This window comes from Streptomyces sp. NPDC053431 (genome assembly GCF_044544925.1).
Classification (GTDB): domain Bacteria; phylum Actinomycetota; class Actinomycetes; order Streptomycetales; family Streptomycetaceae; genus Streptomyces.
This window is the reverse complement of sequence record NZ_JBITXX010000005.1, coordinates 348,160-361,788: the sequence shown is the minus strand read 5'-3', so window position 1 is coordinate 361,788 and position 13,629 is coordinate 348,160. Positions and strand designations below refer to the sequence as shown.

The window sequence follows — 13,629 nt, the reverse complement described above, 5'->3', positions numbered from 1 at the left end:
GGGGGGTGGGGGGGCCGGGCCTGCGCTGGGTGTTGTTCCGGGTGGGCGCCGCGTTCCGGGGTACCGGGGCGGGGCCGGGTGCGGAGGGGGACGCGGGCCCCGCCGGCGTTCTGCCGAGGCGTCGGTCAGCAGTGCTCGTCCTTCTTCACCGCGCCGAGCACGACGGTGCCGTCGGGCTCGACCCGCTGGGTGCAGATCTTCCAGTCGGCGGCCGCCGGTGAGTCGACGGGGACGATCCTGCCCTGGCCGGAGACGTCCTCGGCCCGCAGCGAGCCGACCAGCTGGCTGTAGGCGCCGGCGACGCTGCCGCCGATCATGTCGGGCAGCCCGCCCGGGCGGTCCGACGTGCCCGAGGGGGTGGCGGCGGCCGTCGGGACGGTGGCCGCCGGGGTCGTGGGCGTCGGCGCGGCCTGAGGGTCCGGCGAGGACGTGCAGGCGGTGAGTCCGGCGAGCAGGGCGCCCACGAGGGCCGCGGCGATTCCGGTGGTGCGCATGATGCGGGTGGTGCGCATGTTCCCCCCAGGGACGAGCGTGAATGGAGGTACATCATCCACGCTTCGTCCCGACTCCGCTCACCGCCCCGTCAGTTGTGCCCGAACCTGCGCTCCTTGCGGTGGGACGGGACGTCGATGACGGGACGTGGCGCCTCGGACACGCCGGAGCGCGGGCTCTCCTTGGCCGCGGCCGCCGCCCGGTGTTCGTGTCCGCCCGTACGGGCACCCTTGTTGACCCGGGTCTGTTTCTTGCCCACGATCGTGCCTCCCGTGGTCGGGGAACTTCTTCCCAGCCTCGCACCAAGCCAGGAAAGCCGCACGTCAGACCGGGCGTGTCGGAGAGCCTGGGCGCTACGGTGCCGGGATGACGATGCCGATGTACACGACGACCGAGGCGGACCCGCACGCGATCGGGCCGGTCCGCACCTCCTACGCTCCCGCGCACGACGGGGACCCCGATCCCGGGGAGATCGTGTGGACCTGGGTGCCGTACGAGGAGAACGACGGGCGGGGCAAGGACCGCCCGGTGCTCGTGGTGGCGCGGGAGCCGGAGGGCACGCTGCTCGCCGTACAGCTGTCGAGCAGGCGGCACGACCACGACCGCGAGTGGGTGGCGATCGGCGCGGGGCCGTGGGACGCCGAGCGGCGCGAGTCGTGGGTGGATCTGGACCGGGTGCTGCGGGTGCGCGAGTCGGGGATGCGGCGCGAGGCGTGCGCGCTCGACCGGCCGCGCTTCGACCGGGTGGTCACCCGGTTGATCGAGCGGTACGGCTGGTCGTAGGTGATCGAGCGGTAGGGCCGGTCGTGGGGCGGGCCGCCCCGACGGCTCAGGACGGGTCGAGGACGCCGCGGAAGGCGCCCAGGGTGGCCCGGTCGCGGGTGCGGTCCAGGACGGCGAAGACGATCTCGTCGAAGTGGCCGGCGAACCGGCCCCCGCCGGTGAGCAGCGCCTTGAACGTGCCCGCGACCTGGGCGGGGTCGTTCTGGAAGACGCCGCAGCCCCAGGCACCCAGGACGAGCCTGCGGTAGCCGTGCGCGGCGGCGGTCTCCAGGACCCGCTCGGCGCGGGCGGCGAGGGCCGCGGGGACGCGGTCGGCGAGCTCGGGGGTGCGGCGCCGGATCACGCCCGCGTTGGGCGCGGGCGAGGTGAGGAAGCCGACCGTGAAGGGCTCGTCGAGCAGGCGTCCCCCGTCGTCGCGGAAGACGGGCACGCCGGGCGAGTGGATGACCCGGTCGGTGTAGAAGGCGTCCCGCTCGGCCCGGTGGTGCTCGTAGTACTCCGGGGCGCGCAGCAGGGTGGCGTACAGCGCGGAGCAGCGGCAGAGGGCCTCTTCCTGCGCCTGGGCGCCGTTCAGGTAGCCGCCGCCGGGGTTGCGGGCGGAGGCGAAGTTGAGCACGGCCACGGGGACGCCGGCGTCGGCGCGGGTCATCCTGCGGGCGGCGGCGAGGCTGCTCTCGCCGGTGACCTGCAGGGTGGGCGTGCGGTCGGTGTCCGGTGTGACGGCCAGGGGTTCGGGCCCGTGCAGTCGGGTGCCCGCCAGGGCGGCGGCCAGCTGCTCGGCGAGGAGGACGGTCCGGCCGTCCGGGGCGGTGTAGCGGCCCGCGGCCACGATCTCCTCGGTCTCGCGGGCGAGGGCCCGCAGTCGTGCGCTCATGAGCCGAAAGCATGATCGACCCCCTTCCGGGGCGGCAACGGGATTTCGCCGCCCCGCCGCCTGGGACGCGGGAGGCGCTCTTGCACGCCCGTGCCGCGTGGCTTTAGGTGGAATCAGCGCTTTCCCAGGAGGTGGAGCGATGACGACACCGTCGTCGAGCGGCATACCCGGGGGTGGTCCTCCCCTGACCGAGGAGGATGCCGAGGATCTGCTGCGATGTATCTGTTTCAAGACGGGACCGCCGCGGACGGTCGGGGCCGAGCTGGAATGGCTCGTCCACGAACTGCGTGATCCGCGCCTTCCCGTCCCGCCGCACCGGCTGGCCGCGGCGATCGACACCGTACGGACCCTGCCGCTGGTCGCGGCCCTCACCTTCGAACCCGGCGGGCAGCTGGAGCTCAGCTCGCGGCCCGCCGCCTCCCTCATGGAGTGCCTGGACTCGCTCGCCGCCGATCTGCGGGCGGTGCGCAAGGCGCTCGCCCCGCTCGGACTCGGCCTCAGCGGCTACGGGGTCGATCCCTGGCACGCGCCACGCGCGCGCGTGCTGCACGAACCCCGCTACGACGCCATGGAGGCCGTCCTCGGCAGGACCGGGCCCGCCGGGCGGGCGATGATGTGCGAGTCGGCCTCCGTGCAGGTGTGTCTCGACGCCGGTCTCGACGGGCCGGGGCCGCTGGGCTATCGGCGGCGCTGGCGCCTCTCCCACCTGCTGGGCGCGGTGCTGGTGGCGGCGTTCGCCAACTCGCCGGTGCACGGCGGGCGCCGCACCGGCTGGCGCTCCACCCGGCAGCTGCTGTGGGACGAGCTCGACCCCGCGCGGGCGCTCGCCCCGCCGCCGGACGGGTCGTCCGACGGCACGCCGTACGGGGAGCCGCGCGCCGCGTGGGCGGCGCACGTCCTGGACACGCCGGTGATGTGCGTGCGGACGCCGCGCGGACCGTGGGCGATGCCGGAGGGACTCACCTTCCGGGAGTGGCTGCGTACCGGCCGGCCGCGCCCGGCGGACGCGGACGATCTGCGCTATCACATGACGACCCTCTTCCCGCCGGTCCGGCCGCGCGGGCACCTGGAGCTGCGGATGATCGACGCACAACCCGGCCCCGACGGCTGGATGGTGCCGCTGGCGGTGACCACCGCCCTCTTCGAGGACCCCGTCGCCGCCGAGACCGCCCACCGGGCCGTCACGCCGCTGGAGGCACTGGCCGGGCGGGCTCCGGCGCCGCGCAACCCGCTGTGGCGGATCGCCGCCCGGGACGGGCTGACGGACCCGGCCCTGCGGAAGGCGGCGCAGACGGTGTTTCCCGCGGCCCTGGAGGCGCTCCCCCGGATCGGCGCCTCGCCCGAGGTGGTGGGCGCGGTCGCCGCGTTCCACGAACGGTACGTGTCGCGGGGCTGGTGCCCGGCCGACGAGTTGCAGGAGGTGGCCTCATGACCGCGCGGGAGACGGCGCCCGCCGCACGCCCGGCCGACGAGCACGCGCTGCGCCTGCGGGTGGTGGCGGCGCTGAGCACGGCACGGGACCGGACCGAGCTGCTCACCTCCTGTGTGGAGGACCAGGAACTGACCGCCCAGCACTCCCCGTTGATGTCCCCGCTGGTGTGGGACCTGGCGCACATCGGGAACCAGGAGGAGCAGTGGCTGTGGCGGGCCGTGGGCGGCCGTGAGGCGCTGCGGCCCGAGATCGACTCGCTGTACGACGCCTTCGAGCATCCGCGCGCGAGCCGGCCGTCGCTGCCGCTGCTCGCGCCCGCCGAGGCGCGGGCGTACGCGTCGGACGTGCGCGACCGGGTGCTGGACGTCCTCGACGGCACCCGCCTGGAGGGCCGGCCGCTGGTGGAGTCCGCGTTCGCCTTCGGGATGATCGCGCAGCACGAGCAGCAGCACGACGAGACGATGCTGATCACCCATCAGCTGCGTTCGGGACCCGCCGCGCTCACCGCTCCCGCCCCGCCGGCCACGGCCGCGGAGCTGCCCGAGCGGGCGGAAGTCCTGGTGCCCGGCGGGCCGTTCACCATGGGGACCTCCGACGAGCCGTGGGCGCTCGACAACGAGCGGCCCGCGCACACCCGGATCGTGCCGGGCTTCTTCATCGACACCCTCCCGGTCACCAACGGCGCCTACCAGGCGTTCGTCGCCGACGGCGGCTACCACGACGAGCGGTGGTGGCAGCCCGAGGGATGGGCGCAGATCCGTGAACACGGCATCGAGGCGCCGCTGTTCTGGCGCCGTGAGGGCGGTCAGTGGCTGCGCCGCCGCTTCGGGGTGACCGAGCCGGTCCCCGCCGACGAGCCGGTGCTGCACGTCAGCTGGTACGAGGCGGACGCCTACGCCCGCTGGGCCGGGCGGCGGCTGCCCACCGAGGCCGAGTGGGAGAAGGCAGCCCGGCACGACCCGGCGGCCGGCCGGTCGCGGCGCTATCCCTGGGGCGACGCCGACCCCGGCCCCGACCACGCCAATCTCGGGCAGCGCCACCTGGGGCCGGCGCCCGCCGGAAGCTATCCGGAGGGGGCGTCCCCGCTCGGGGTGCGGCAGCTGATCGGCGACGTCTGGGAGTGGACGGCGAGCGACTTCCTGCCGTACCCGGGCTTCCGGGCCTTCCCGTACAAGGAGTACTCCGAGGTCTTCTTCGGGCCGGCCCACAAGGTGCTGCGGGGCGGTTCCTTCGCCGTCGACCCGGTGGCCTGCCGGGGCACCTTCCGCAACTGGGACCTGCCGGTGCGGCGCCAGATCTTCGCCGGCTTCCGCACCGCCCGGAACGCGGAGCCGGCCTGATGTGCCGGCACCTCGCCTATCTCGGCGAACCGGTGGCCCTCGGCGAACTGCTGCTGCGTCCGCCGCACTCCCTGGAGCGGCAGGCCTGGGCGCCGCGGACGCAGTCCAGCGGCGTGGTGAACGCCGACGGCTTCGGGGTCGGCTGGTACGCGGAGGACGATCCGGTGCCCGCCCGCTACCGGCGGGCGGCGCCGATCTGGGGGGACCTCTCCTTCGCCGACCTCGCCCGCGTGGTGCGTACCCGGGCGCTGCTCGCCGCCGTGCGCGGCGCCACCCTGCCGGGCGCGGACGCGGAGGCCGCGGCGGCGCCGTTCGCCGCCGACCGGTGGCTGTTCAGCCACAACGGGGCCGTGCCGGGCTGGCCCGGCTCGCTCGTGGCGCCGGCCGCGGCGCTGCCGGCGGCGGAGCTGCTCGCCCTGGAGGCGCGGACCGACTCGGCGCTGGTGTGGGCGCTCGCGCTGCACCGGCTGCGGGCCGGGGACGCGCCCGAGCGGGCGCTCGCCGACACCGTACGGGAGGTGGCCGCGGCCGCCCCCGGCGCCCGGCTGAACCTGCTGCTCACCGACGGGGCGACGATCACGGCGACGGCCTGGGGGAACTCGCTCTGGTACCTCACCGGGCCCGGCCGGACGGTCGTGGCCTCCGAACCGTACGACGACGATCCGCGCTGGACCGAGGCGCCGGACCGCACGGTCCTCACCGCCTCCCGCGCCGACCTCGTCCTCACCCCGCTCAAGGAGCCCTCCCCGTGAGCCCCTTCCAGCTGACCCGCACCCTGCCCGAGGACGCCACCGACGCGGCGCTGCGCGCCGACGTGCTCCACGGCCTGACCCGCAGCCCGAAGGAGCTGCCGCCGAAGTGGTTCTACGACGCGCGCGGCAGCGAGCTCTTCGAGGAGATCACACGACTGCCCGAGTACTACCCGACCCGTGCCGAGCGGGAGATCCTCGTGTCCCGGTCGCACCTGATCGCGGCGGCGACCGGCGCCCGGACCCTGGTGGAGCTCGGCTCGGGGTCGTCGGAGAAGACCCGCCATCTGATCGACGCGCTGCTGCCCGAACTGGACGCGTACGTGCCGGTGGACGTGTCCGAGTCCGCGCTCAGGGGGGCGGGCGAGGCGCTGCTGGAGGAACGGCCCGGGCTGCGGGTCCACGCCCTGGTCGCCGACTTCACCCGCGGCCTCGACCTGCCGCCGACGGTGGGGCCCCGGCTGGTGGCGTTCCTGGGCGGCACCGTCGGCAACCTGCTGCCCGAGGAGCGGCGGGAGTTCCTGAGGGGGGTCCGGGCGGTGCTCGTCCCCGGGGACGCCCTGTTGCTCGGGACGGACCTGGTGAAGGACGAGGCCACGCTGGTGGCCGCGTACGACGACGCCGCCGGTGTGACGGCGGAGTTCAACAGGAACGTGCTGGCCGTCGTCGACCGGGAGCTCGGGGCCGACGCCCGTCCCGAGGACTTCGACCACGTGGCGCTGTGGGACCGGGAGCACGAGTGGATCGAGATGCGGCTGCGGGCGCGGCACGCGCTCACGGTGAAGATCCCCGAGCTCGATCTGGTGGTGCCGTTCGAGGCGGGTGAGGAGATGCGGACGGAGGTGTCGGCGAAGTTCCGTCAGGAGGGGGTGCGGGCGGAGCTGGCGGAGGCGGGGTTCACGCTCTCGCGCTGGTGGACGGACGAGAAGGGGCGGTTCGCGCTCTCCCTGGCGACGGTGGACTGAGCGGCCCGCGCGAGGGCGCGGCGGTCCGGATATCGCGTACCGGACAGGGGATCCAGTACGCGGATCTCGGCCTCCGTCCGCCGCGCCGTCGCGATCCGCCACAGCGAGGCCCCGAGGGTGTCCTCGCCGACGAAGGCCGCCGGACCCACCGGCCGGTAGGCGATCCGTACGGGTTGGACATCGGATCCACTGTCCAGCGCGGCCTGGAACGCGGCCCGGCGGAACACGCCGCCCGCTCTGCCGCACCAGGTGGAGCCCTCCGGGAAGACGACCACCCGGCCGCCGCCCGAGAGGACGCGGGTCATCGCCCCGACCGTGGCCGGAAGGCTCCTGATCCGGTCGCGGTCGATGAAGAGGGTGCCGCCGAGCGCGGCGAGCGGGCCGAGCACGGGCCAGCCGCGCACCTCGCGCTTGGCGAGCATCCGGCCGGGCAGCACGGCGGCGATCAGCGGGATGTCCAGCCACGAGAGGTGGTTGGCCACCACCAGGAGCGGGCCGGTGCCGGGGACGGCCGCGCCGGTGACCCGGACGCGTACCCCGAAGGCGCGCAGCACCGTCCGGCACCAGAGCCGTACGAGGAGCCTCCGCCCCGCCGTCGGCAGCGGGGCGGCCGCCGGGGAGAGCAGCACGCCGAGGAGGACGGCGGCGAGTCCGGCGGCCAGCCGGAGCACGCCCTGGACGGTGCCGGCGCGCGGCGCGGCGGGGCCGGGGTGGGCGGCGCACCGGCCGGGTGTGCACGGCGCCGTGGGCAGCCACGGCGACGGGGCCGTGGGGCCGGTCACCGGGCGGGGGCGAGCGAGAGGAAGTGGCGCAGGTAGCGCGGGTTGGTGCGGCGCAGCGAGAGCAGCACGTACAGGTCGGCGACGCCGAAGTCGGGGTCGTGGGCGGGCGCGCCGCAGACCCAGGCGCCGAGCCGCAGGTAGCCGCGCAGCAGCGGGGGGAGTTCGACGCGGCCCTCGGCCGGGGCCGCGCCCGCGGGGCTCCAGAGGCGGTGCGGGGTGACCCAGTACTCCTCGGGCGCCAGGTGCTTGGCCTTGACGGCGTCCCAGGTGGCGGCGGCGAGGGCGCCGCCGTCGGCGAGCGGCACGGAGCAGCAGCCGGCGAGCCAGTCGTGCCCGGTGCGGGTCATGTATCGGGCGAGGCCGGCCCATACGAGGGCGATGACGGCGCCGTTGCGGTGGGCGGGGTGGACGCAGGAGCGGCCGACCTCGACCAGGTCGTGGCGGATCGGGGCGAGCCGGGTGAGGTCGAACTCGGTCTCCGAGTACAGCCGGCCCGCGACGGCGGCCCGTTCGGGCGGCAGCACGCGGTAGGTGCCGACGACCTCGCCGGTGTCCTCCCGGCGCACGAGCAGGTGGTCGCAGTAGGCGTCGAAGGCGTCGCTGTCCAGGCCGGGTTCGGGCCCGTCCAGGCGGGCGCCCATCTCGCCCGCGAAGACCAGGTGGCGCAGCCGCTGGGCGGCGCGGACGTCCTCCTGGTCCCTGGCGAGCCCGACGACGTACCGGGGCTGGGGCGCGCCCGGGGGCTGGGGCTGGGCCGGTACGGCGGCGAGGGTCTCGCGGGCCGGTGCGGCGACGGTCTGGGCGAGGGGTACGGCGGCCATGGCGGGCTCCTCCGGCACGACGGAAGGGGACGGTCGGGGCCGGGCCGTGCGGGCGGTGGCCCGGCGCCGCGTCTCTGCGTTGCTTCGTTTCTTCCGTGAGTGGCTGGATTCGACGTGACCGTGCGGGGGCCGGTTGGTGTGGAGGCGCTGAATGGTGTGCGGAGCGGTTACTCGGCGAGGGAGTCCGTGATCCGCTCGGACGCGTCCTCGGCGGCCTGCTCGGGGTCGTCGCCCGAGAGGACGGCGGTCATGTACGGCTTGATGGGATTGTCGGCCTCGACGTCGGCCCACTGCGGCGAGTTCGGGGTGGCCCGGCCGCGGGCGGCGCCGACGGCCATGGTGGCGGTGGCCTCCTGGCCGGCGACGACGGAGGCGAGGGAGCTCTTGTTGGGCACGTAGTTCATGGCGCGGGCGAGCTCGCCCTGCCACTTCTCGCCGGCGAGTGCCTTCACGACGTCGAGGGCGGCGGCGCGTTCGGGCGCGTTCTCCGGGATGATCAGGTCGGAGCCGCCGGTGAAGACGGCGCAGGGCTGCCCGGCCTTCTTGCCCGGGATCGGGAAGAAGCCCAGTTTGTCCTTGAGCCCGGGGTTGGCCTTGGTGATGACGGGTATGGCGCTCGGGGTCGCGATGATCTGGGCGACGTCGCCCCGGGCGAACACCTCGGCCTGCGGCGGGTTCTGCTCGTCGGCGTTCCTGGGGCCCTTGCCGAGGGCCTGGAGGTGCTTGTAGAAGGCCATGCCGCGCAGGGCGGCCGGGGTGTCGAGGGCGCCGGCCCACACGCCGCCCTTGTCGACGGCGAGTTCGCCTCCTTCGTCCCAGATGAAGCCGGAGAGCGTGTACCAGTCCTGTCCGGCGAGGTAGATGCCCTGGTTGCCGTCCCGGTTGAGCTTCTCCGTGTCGTCGAGCCACCGTTCGCGGGTGGTGGGCGGCTTGACGCCGGCCTCGGCGAAGAGGTCCTTGTTGTAGATGACGATGCGGTTGGCGGCGTACCACGGGACGCCGTACTGGGCGCCGTCGACGTTGCCCGGTTCGGCCAGGCCGGGGAGCCAGTCCTGGCCGCCGAGGTCGCGCACCGACTCCAGGGTGAGGTCGTAGAGCTTCTCGGTGTCGGCGTACTGGGCGACCTGGGTGTTGCCGACCTCGATGACGTCCGGCCCGCCGGGGCCCGCGATGGCCTCGGTGACCTTCTTCCCGATGCCCGTCCAGTCCTGGATGGTGACCTTCAGCTCGACGTCGCCGTGCTCGGCCTCGTAGGCCTCCGTGAACCGCTGGAGGAAGTCGTCGCTGACGCTGTCGCGCATCAACCAGACGTTCACCGTGCGGGTCTTGCTCCCGCCACCGGGGAGCAGCCCGCACCCGGCGAGGGAGAGGGCGGAGACGACGGCGAGGGCACAGACGAGACGACGGTTCTTCACGTAGGTCACCTTCTGCAGGGGGCTGCCGACCCGACGTGGGGGGACCGAACGGAGGGTTCGCGCGGGTATGTGGCCTGGATTCTGGTCTGGACCAATGCGGATGGTCAAGTCCTCTACCGACTCCTCCGCGCTCCACCCCCCGGCGGCGGACGTGTCGCGGACCTCGGCCCGGTGGGGCACGGTGGAGTGAACGCACCGAGGGCATCGAGAGGAGTCCGGCTCCCATGTCGAACCACACCTACCGCGTCACCGAGATCGTCGGCACGTCCACCGAGGGCGTCGACCAGGCCATCCGCAACGGAATCGAACGGGCCTCACAGACCCTCAGGGGTCTCGACTGGTTCGAGGTCACGGAGGTGCGCGGCCATCTCGTGGACGGGGCGATCGAGCACTACCAGGTCGGCCTGAAGGTCGGCTTCCGCCTGGAGGAGGGCGACTGATCCCGGAGCCGGCGCCCAGGACCCCGGACACCGGTACCGCTCACCACCCCGGCCCCGCTCAGGTCCGCCCCTCCACCTCCTGCGCCTCCTTCAGCTCCTCCGACGGGATCGCCCACCGGGCGCGCACGACGGTGAAGCCGGCCGCCTCGGCGGCGTCGCAGACCAGTTCGTCGTCGTCCACCAGGACCCGCACCTCGCGGTCGCGTTCGAGCCGGCGCAGCACGTCCAGTTTCGTCTGGCGGGCGGGGCGGAAGTCGCGGTCCCGGCGCATGTGCACGGGCCCTTCCGGGAGGCCGTGCGCGGCGAGCCAGTCGAGGGTGTCACGGCGGCAGCGCTCGGGGCGGCCGGTGAGGTAGACGATGTCGCACTCCCCGGCCGTCTCCTGGCAGAGCCCGACGCCTTCGGGGAGCGGCGGGTCGTCGGGAGCGGCGGCGAAGAAGCCGTTCCAGTCGCGGGGGCGCCCCTCCAGGAAATGCTGCCGATGGGCGGTGGAGGCAAGGGTGTTGTCGAGGTCGAAGACGGCCACGGGCCTGCGGTGTCGGGTCACTCCCCCAGCGTAGGCAGCGGGAACAGGTCGCACCCGGCCGCCTCACCCGGGCTGGAAGAACGCGAGCAGGCGCTGGCCAGTGGGGAGGCCGTGGTGGCCGCGCTGGGAGACGTCGGCGTGGACGCCGTCATGCCGGTGGTCGCCGCGGTCAACGCGTACGTGATCGGGGCGGTGCGCCGGGAGATCGCCGCGCGGCGTGCCGAGCGGGCCACCAACCTGGACGAGAAGCGCTGGCAGGCCTCGCTCGGGCCCTATCTGGAGCGGCCCTTCGCCACCGGCCGGTACCCGGCGCTGGCCACGGTGGTGCGTGACACCGCCCATCTGGACGCCGACCGCACCTTCCGCATCGGCCTCGACTTCCTGCTCGACGGCATCGAAGCCGGCCTGTCCCGCTGACCCGGGACCGCGGTCAGCGGACGGCGTACGGCAGCAGTGCCATCTCCCGGGCGTTCTTGACGGCGGTGGCGAGGGCGCGCTGCTGCTGGGCGGTCACGCGGGTGACGCGCCGGCTGCGGATCTTGCCGCGATCGGAGACGAACTTCCGCAGCAGGTCGGTGTCCTTGTAGTCGATGTACGTGATGCCGGCCGCGTCGAGCGGGTTGGGGCGGGACTTCAGGGGCTTGCGAGGGTCGTGGCGTCGGGCCATGGCGGCTGCTCCTTGGGATGGGGGGTGTTTCCGAAATGGGGTCAGGCGACGTCGAGAAGGGAGTCGAAGGCGGCGGGAAGGTGCTTCCACCCTTCGCGCCCCGCCCGGTACTCGGCGTCCGTCAGCAGGCAGGAGTCGAGGAGGCGTTCGAGCCCGTCGCGGTCGAGGCCGGGCGAGGTGAAGACGAGGTGCTGGCAGCAGTCGCCGTGGTCGGGGTGCCAGTCCAGGGCCGCCGCCGCGCGGCGCACGGGCGGCACCATCTCCCAGGCGGCGTCGGGCAGCGACGCCAGCCAGGGACCCGCGTCCTCCACGCTCAGCGCTCCGCCGGCCGCGTCCCAGGCGAGCAGGGTGTCGGGGCGGTCGGCGAGCCAGAACCGCCCGCGGCTGCGGGCGGCGGCACAGCACAGGTCCTCAAGCGCCTGGTAGAGGCGTTCCGGGTGGAACGGTCGGTGGCGGCGCCAGACGAAGGTGGTGACGCCGGCCTCGTCGGCGTCCTGGGGCAGGAGCGCGCACGCGGGATGCTGGGCGGCTGCCGCGGCCTCGACGTCGAAGCCGGCGAACGCCGCTTCGACGAGCGCGCCGGAACCGGCCGGCACGCGCCGAGCGGTGGGATGGAGCTGCGCGAGGAGGGCGTGGTCCTCCTCGTCGGCCTCCGCGCTGTCGACGACGGCGAGGACGGGCGCGTACTCCACCTGGCGGGCCCAGGTGTCGGCGACGGTCCGCCGGTCGGTGGGGGCGGCGGCCAGGCCGGCCTCGGCGAGGTCGTCGCCGTTGCCGAGGCAGGGCAGGACGAGCGCGGGGTCCACGGCGGTGATCACGTTCGTCAGGGCCAGGCGGCGGCCGCCGTGGCCGACGACGACCTCCGCCATGGCCTTCGGTTCGACCGAGTCCCACAACTCGACCACGGCGAGCCGGGCGAGGCCGCCGTCCGCCATCCGTTCCAGCTCCGGGACGAGGTCCTCGCGCAGCGCGCAGCAGGCGCAGTCGTTGACGAGGGGCGTCTCGCCGGAGGCGATGATCCCGGAGGCGTCGCGGACCGACCGCAGCACGCTGCCGTCGGATGCCCCCGTCAGGTCGTGGTGCAGCGCCACGCTCCCGGGGACGGTCCGCAGGAGCCGCTCGACGACCTCCTTGCGCGCCTCGGCGTGCAGTCCCGCGACGATCACGACGGGGAGCCCGTGTCCACGGCCCATCAGCGGGCACCGTAGCGGCGCTGGAACTTCTCGACCCGGCCGGCGGTGTCGAGGACCCGGGCGGTGCCCGTGTAGAAGGGGTGGCTCGCGGAGGAGATCTCCACGTCGACGACCGGATAGGTGTTGCCGTCCTCCCACTCGACGGTCTTCTCGCCGGTCATCGTGGAGCGGGTGAGGAAAGCGGTGCCCGAGGCGGAGTCACGGAAGACGACGGGCTCGTAGGCGGGGTGGATTCCGGGCTTCATGGCAGGACCTTTCGACGGTCGGGGGCAGGGCGGGGGTGCGGGGTCGGACGGGGGTCAGCGCTCTTCGCGGAAGTCGACGTGCCGGCCGGCCACCGGGTCGTACTTGCGGAGCACCAGGCGGTCGGGGTCGTTGCGGCGGTTCTTGCGCGTCACGTAGGTGAAGCCGGTGCCCGCCGTGGAGCGGAGCCTGACGATCGGACGGATCTCGTTGCGTGCCATGCGAGGTAGTATATGACAACGGTTTTCATTTCCAATACCGTGCTCTTAGCACCCCTCCCCCGTACGCGAGAAAGGCGGCAGCACCCATGTCAGCCCACTGCCAACTCACCGGCGCCCGGCCCGGATTCGGCAACACCGTCTCCCACTCCCACCGACGCACCTCGCGCCGCTTCGACCCGAACGTCCAGCGCAAGCGCTACTGGCTGCCCAGCGAGGGGCGCCACGTGCGCCTGACGCTCAGCGCCAGGGCGATCAGGACGGTGGACGTGATCGGCATCGAAGCGGCCGTCGCGCGCATCCGCGCCCGGGGAGGGAAGGTCTGATGGCGAAGCAGAGCAAGATCGCGAAGAACGAGAGACGGAAGGAGATCGTCGAGCGGTACGCCGCCCGCCGGGCCGAACTCAAGGAGATCATCCGCCGCCCGTCCTCCACGACGGCCGAACGGGACGCCGCGCTCACGGAGTTGCGGCGCCAGCCGCGCGACGCCAGTGCCACGCGGGTGCGCAACCGCGACAGCGTGGACGGCCGCCCCCGCGGCTACCTGCGCGCGTTCGGGCTCTCCCGCGTAAGGACGCGGCAGCAGGCACACGCGGGCTTCCTGCCAGGGGTGACCAAGGCGTCCTGGTAGCGGCGGACAACGCCCTCGACGCGGCACACGCCCAGCGCCCCGGCTGCCTCCTGTGACG

General features: G+C 74.1%; 20 protein-coding genes. 9 read left to right on the top strand and 11 right to left on the bottom strand.

Features of this window, described 5'->3' with window-relative positions; genetic code table 11:
• Window positions 1–125: 125 nt before the first annotated feature.
• The gene (locus tag ACIGXE_RS16270) at window positions 126–512 is read right to left on the bottom strand and encodes a hypothetical protein (protein WP_399747701.1); all 387 of its coding nucleotides are present in this window, start codon (window positions 510–512) and stop codon (window positions 126–128) included.
• A 71-nt stretch (window positions 513–583) separates the two neighbouring features.
• Complete coding sequence (locus ACIGXE_RS16265) at window positions 584–751, bottom strand: hypothetical protein (protein WP_399747699.1); 168 nt, start codon at window positions 749–751, stop codon at window positions 584–586.
• 107 nt (window positions 752–858) lie between these two features.
• On the opposite strand from ACIGXE_RS16265, the gene ACIGXE_RS16260 reads away from it, so the two are divergent.
• Entirely contained in the window at window positions 859–1,275 is a 417-nt protein-coding gene (locus ACIGXE_RS16260) for a type II toxin-antitoxin system PemK/MazF family toxin (RefSeq protein ID WP_399747697.1), read from the top strand.
• A gap of 46 nt (window positions 1,276–1,321) precedes the next feature.
• Here ACIGXE_RS16260 and ACIGXE_RS16255 read toward each other — a convergent pair whose 3' ends face one another.
• A complete protein-coding gene (locus ACIGXE_RS16255) occupies window positions 1,322–2,149 on the bottom strand; it encodes a TIGR02452 family protein (protein ID WP_399747695.1) in 828 nt (275 codons plus the stop codon).
• A 139-nt stretch (window positions 2,150–2,288) separates the two neighbouring features.
• Here ACIGXE_RS16255 and egtA point away from each other — a divergent pair, with 139 nt between their 5' ends.
• The 4 genes from egtA to egtD are packed head-to-tail and all read left to right on the top strand — an operon-like array spanning window position 2,289 to window position 6,635.
• Window positions 2,289–3,581, top strand: coding sequence for an ergothioneine biosynthesis glutamate--cysteine ligase EgtA (egtA, locus tag ACIGXE_RS16250; RefSeq protein WP_399747693.1), 1,293 nt, complete (start codon window positions 2,289–2,291; stop codon window positions 3,579–3,581).
• Window positions 3,578–4,921, top strand: a complete 1,344-nt coding sequence (gene egtB / locus ACIGXE_RS16245; protein ID WP_399747691.1) for an ergothioneine biosynthesis protein EgtB — start codon at window positions 3,578–3,580, stop codon at window positions 4,919–4,921. The genes egtA and egtB overlap by 4 nt, the downstream gene beginning before the upstream one ends.
• Entirely contained in the window at window positions 4,921–5,673 is a 753-nt protein-coding gene (gene egtC, locus ACIGXE_RS16240; RefSeq protein ID WP_399747689.1) for an ergothioneine biosynthesis protein EgtC, read from the top strand. Before egtB ends, egtC begins: the two co-directional genes overlap by 1 nt.
• The gene (egtD, locus tag ACIGXE_RS16235; RefSeq protein ID WP_399747687.1) at window positions 5,670–6,635 is read left to right on the top strand and encodes an L-histidine N(alpha)-methyltransferase; all 966 of its coding nucleotides are present in this window, start codon (window positions 5,670–5,672) and stop codon (window positions 6,633–6,635) included. The genes egtC and egtD overlap by 4 nt, the downstream gene beginning before the upstream one ends.
• Here the strand turns inward: egtD and ACIGXE_RS16230 are convergent.
• From ACIGXE_RS16230 to ACIGXE_RS16220, 3 genes are all read right to left on the bottom strand, one after another.
• Entirely contained in the window at window positions 6,530–7,417 is an 888-nt protein-coding gene (locus ACIGXE_RS16230; protein WP_399747685.1) for a lysophospholipid acyltransferase family protein, read from the bottom strand. The two genes, egtD and ACIGXE_RS16230, sit on opposite strands and share 106 nt — an antisense overlap.
• Complete coding sequence (locus ACIGXE_RS16225) at window positions 7,414–8,238, bottom strand: GNAT family N-acetyltransferase (RefSeq protein ID WP_399747684.1); 825 nt, start codon at window positions 8,236–8,238, stop codon at window positions 7,414–7,416. The genes ACIGXE_RS16230 and ACIGXE_RS16225 overlap by 4 nt, the downstream gene beginning before the upstream one ends.
• A 167-nt stretch (window positions 8,239–8,405) precedes the next feature.
• Window positions 8,406–9,653, bottom strand: coding sequence for an extracellular solute-binding protein (locus tag ACIGXE_RS16220; RefSeq protein WP_399747682.1), 1,248 nt, complete (start codon window positions 9,651–9,653; stop codon window positions 8,406–8,408).
• Between the two features lie 224 nt (window positions 9,654–9,877).
• On the opposite strand from ACIGXE_RS16220, the gene ACIGXE_RS16215 reads away from it, so the two are divergent.
• Window positions 9,878–10,093, top strand: coding sequence for a dodecin (locus ACIGXE_RS16215; RefSeq protein ID WP_399747680.1), 216 nt, complete (start codon window positions 9,878–9,880; stop codon window positions 10,091–10,093).
• Window positions 10,094–10,151: 58 nt separating this feature from the next.
• Here ACIGXE_RS16215 and ACIGXE_RS16210 read toward each other — a convergent pair whose 3' ends face one another.
• Window positions 10,152–10,640: a hypothetical protein gene (locus ACIGXE_RS16210; RefSeq protein ID WP_399747678.1), complete on the bottom strand. Its 489-nt coding sequence runs from the start codon at window positions 10,638–10,640 to the stop codon at window positions 10,152–10,154.
• 93 nt (window positions 10,641–10,733) lie between these two features.
• Between ACIGXE_RS16210 and ACIGXE_RS16205 the strand changes: the two genes are divergently transcribed.
• Entirely contained in the window at window positions 10,734–11,036 is a 303-nt protein-coding gene (locus ACIGXE_RS16205) for a TetR/AcrR family transcriptional regulator C-terminal domain-containing protein (protein ID WP_399747676.1), read from the top strand.
• Window positions 11,037–11,049: 13 nt separating this feature from the next.
• Here ACIGXE_RS16205 and rpsR read toward each other — a convergent pair whose 3' ends face one another.
• From rpsR to rpmG, 4 genes are read right to left on the bottom strand one after another with little or no spacing between them, the layout of a single operon-like run.
• Complete coding sequence (gene rpsR, locus ACIGXE_RS16200) at window positions 11,050–11,286, bottom strand: 30S ribosomal protein S18 (protein WP_399747674.1); 237 nt, start codon at window positions 11,284–11,286, stop codon at window positions 11,050–11,052.
• Window positions 11,287–11,327: 41 nt separating this feature from the next.
• A complete protein-coding gene (locus tag ACIGXE_RS16195) occupies window positions 11,328–12,479 on the bottom strand; it encodes a CobW family GTP-binding protein (protein ID WP_399747672.1) in 1,152 nt (383 codons plus the stop codon).
• Window positions 12,479–12,724, bottom strand: a complete 246-nt coding sequence (locus ACIGXE_RS16190) for a type B 50S ribosomal protein L31 (protein WP_399747669.1) — start codon at window positions 12,722–12,724, stop codon at window positions 12,479–12,481. Before ACIGXE_RS16190 ends, ACIGXE_RS16195 begins: the two co-directional genes overlap by 1 nt.
• Window positions 12,725–12,778: 54 nt before the next feature.
• Window positions 12,779–12,943, bottom strand: a complete 165-nt coding sequence (gene rpmG / locus ACIGXE_RS16185; RefSeq protein WP_399747668.1) for a 50S ribosomal protein L33 — start codon at window positions 12,941–12,943, stop codon at window positions 12,779–12,781.
• A gap of 86 nt (window positions 12,944–13,029) precedes the next feature.
• Between rpmG and rpmB the strand changes: the two genes are divergently transcribed.
• Window positions 13,030–13,266: a 50S ribosomal protein L28 gene (gene rpmB / locus ACIGXE_RS16180; protein WP_399747666.1), complete on the top strand. Its 237-nt coding sequence runs from the start codon at window positions 13,030–13,032 to the stop codon at window positions 13,264–13,266.
• Window positions 13,266–13,571, top strand: a complete 306-nt coding sequence (rpsN, locus tag ACIGXE_RS16175; protein ID WP_399747664.1) for a 30S ribosomal protein S14 — start codon at window positions 13,266–13,268, stop codon at window positions 13,569–13,571. The genes rpmB and rpsN overlap by 1 nt, the downstream gene beginning before the upstream one ends.
• Window positions 13,572–13,629 lie beyond the last annotated feature (58 nt).

Bases quoted from the DNA above. Each gene is read 5' to 3' on its own strand.
- ACIGXE_RS16270 (WP_399747701.1), bottom strand. From the start codon at position 512: ATGCGCACCACCCGCATCATGCGCACCACCGGAATCGCCGCGGCCCTC.
- ACIGXE_RS16260 (WP_399747697.1), top strand. From the start codon at position 859: ATGACGATGCCGATGTACACGACGACCGAGGCGGACCCGCACGCGATC.
- ACIGXE_RS16255 (WP_399747695.1), bottom strand. From the start codon at position 2,149: ATGAGCGCACGACTGCGGGCCCTCGCCCGCGAGACCGAGGAGATCGTG.
- egtA (WP_399747693.1), top strand. From the start codon at position 2,289: ATGACGACACCGTCGTCGAGCGGCATACCCGGGGGTGGTCCTCCCCTG.
- egtB (WP_399747691.1), top strand. From the start codon at position 3,578: ATGACCGCGCGGGAGACGGCGCCCGCCGCACGCCCGGCCGACGAGCAC.
- egtC (WP_399747689.1), top strand. From the start codon at position 4,921: ATGTGCCGGCACCTCGCCTATCTCGGCGAACCGGTGGCCCTCGGCGAA.
- ACIGXE_RS16225 (WP_399747684.1), bottom strand. From the start codon at position 8,238: ATGGCCGCCGTACCCCTCGCCCAGACCGTCGCCGCACCGGCCCGCGAG.
- ACIGXE_RS16215 (WP_399747680.1), top strand. From the start codon at position 9,878: ATGTCGAACCACACCTACCGCGTCACCGAGATCGTCGGCACGTCCACC.
- rpsR (WP_399747674.1), bottom strand. From the start codon at position 11,286: ATGGCCCGACGCCACGACCCTCGCAAGCCCCTGAAGTCCCGCCCCAAC.
- ACIGXE_RS16195 (WP_399747672.1), bottom strand. From the start codon at position 12,479: ATGGGCCGTGGACACGGGCTCCCCGTCGTGATCGTCGCGGGACTGCAC.
- ACIGXE_RS16190 (WP_399747669.1), bottom strand. From the start codon at position 12,724: ATGAAGCCCGGAATCCACCCCGCCTACGAGCCCGTCGTCTTCCGTGAC.
- rpmG (WP_399747668.1), bottom strand. From the start codon at position 12,943: ATGGCACGCAACGAGATCCGTCCGATCGTCAGGCTCCGCTCCACGGCG.
- rpmB (WP_399747666.1), top strand. From the start codon at position 13,030: ATGTCAGCCCACTGCCAACTCACCGGCGCCCGGCCCGGATTCGGCAAC.
- rpsN (WP_399747664.1), top strand. From the start codon at position 13,266: ATGGCGAAGCAGAGCAAGATCGCGAAGAACGAGAGACGGAAGGAGATC.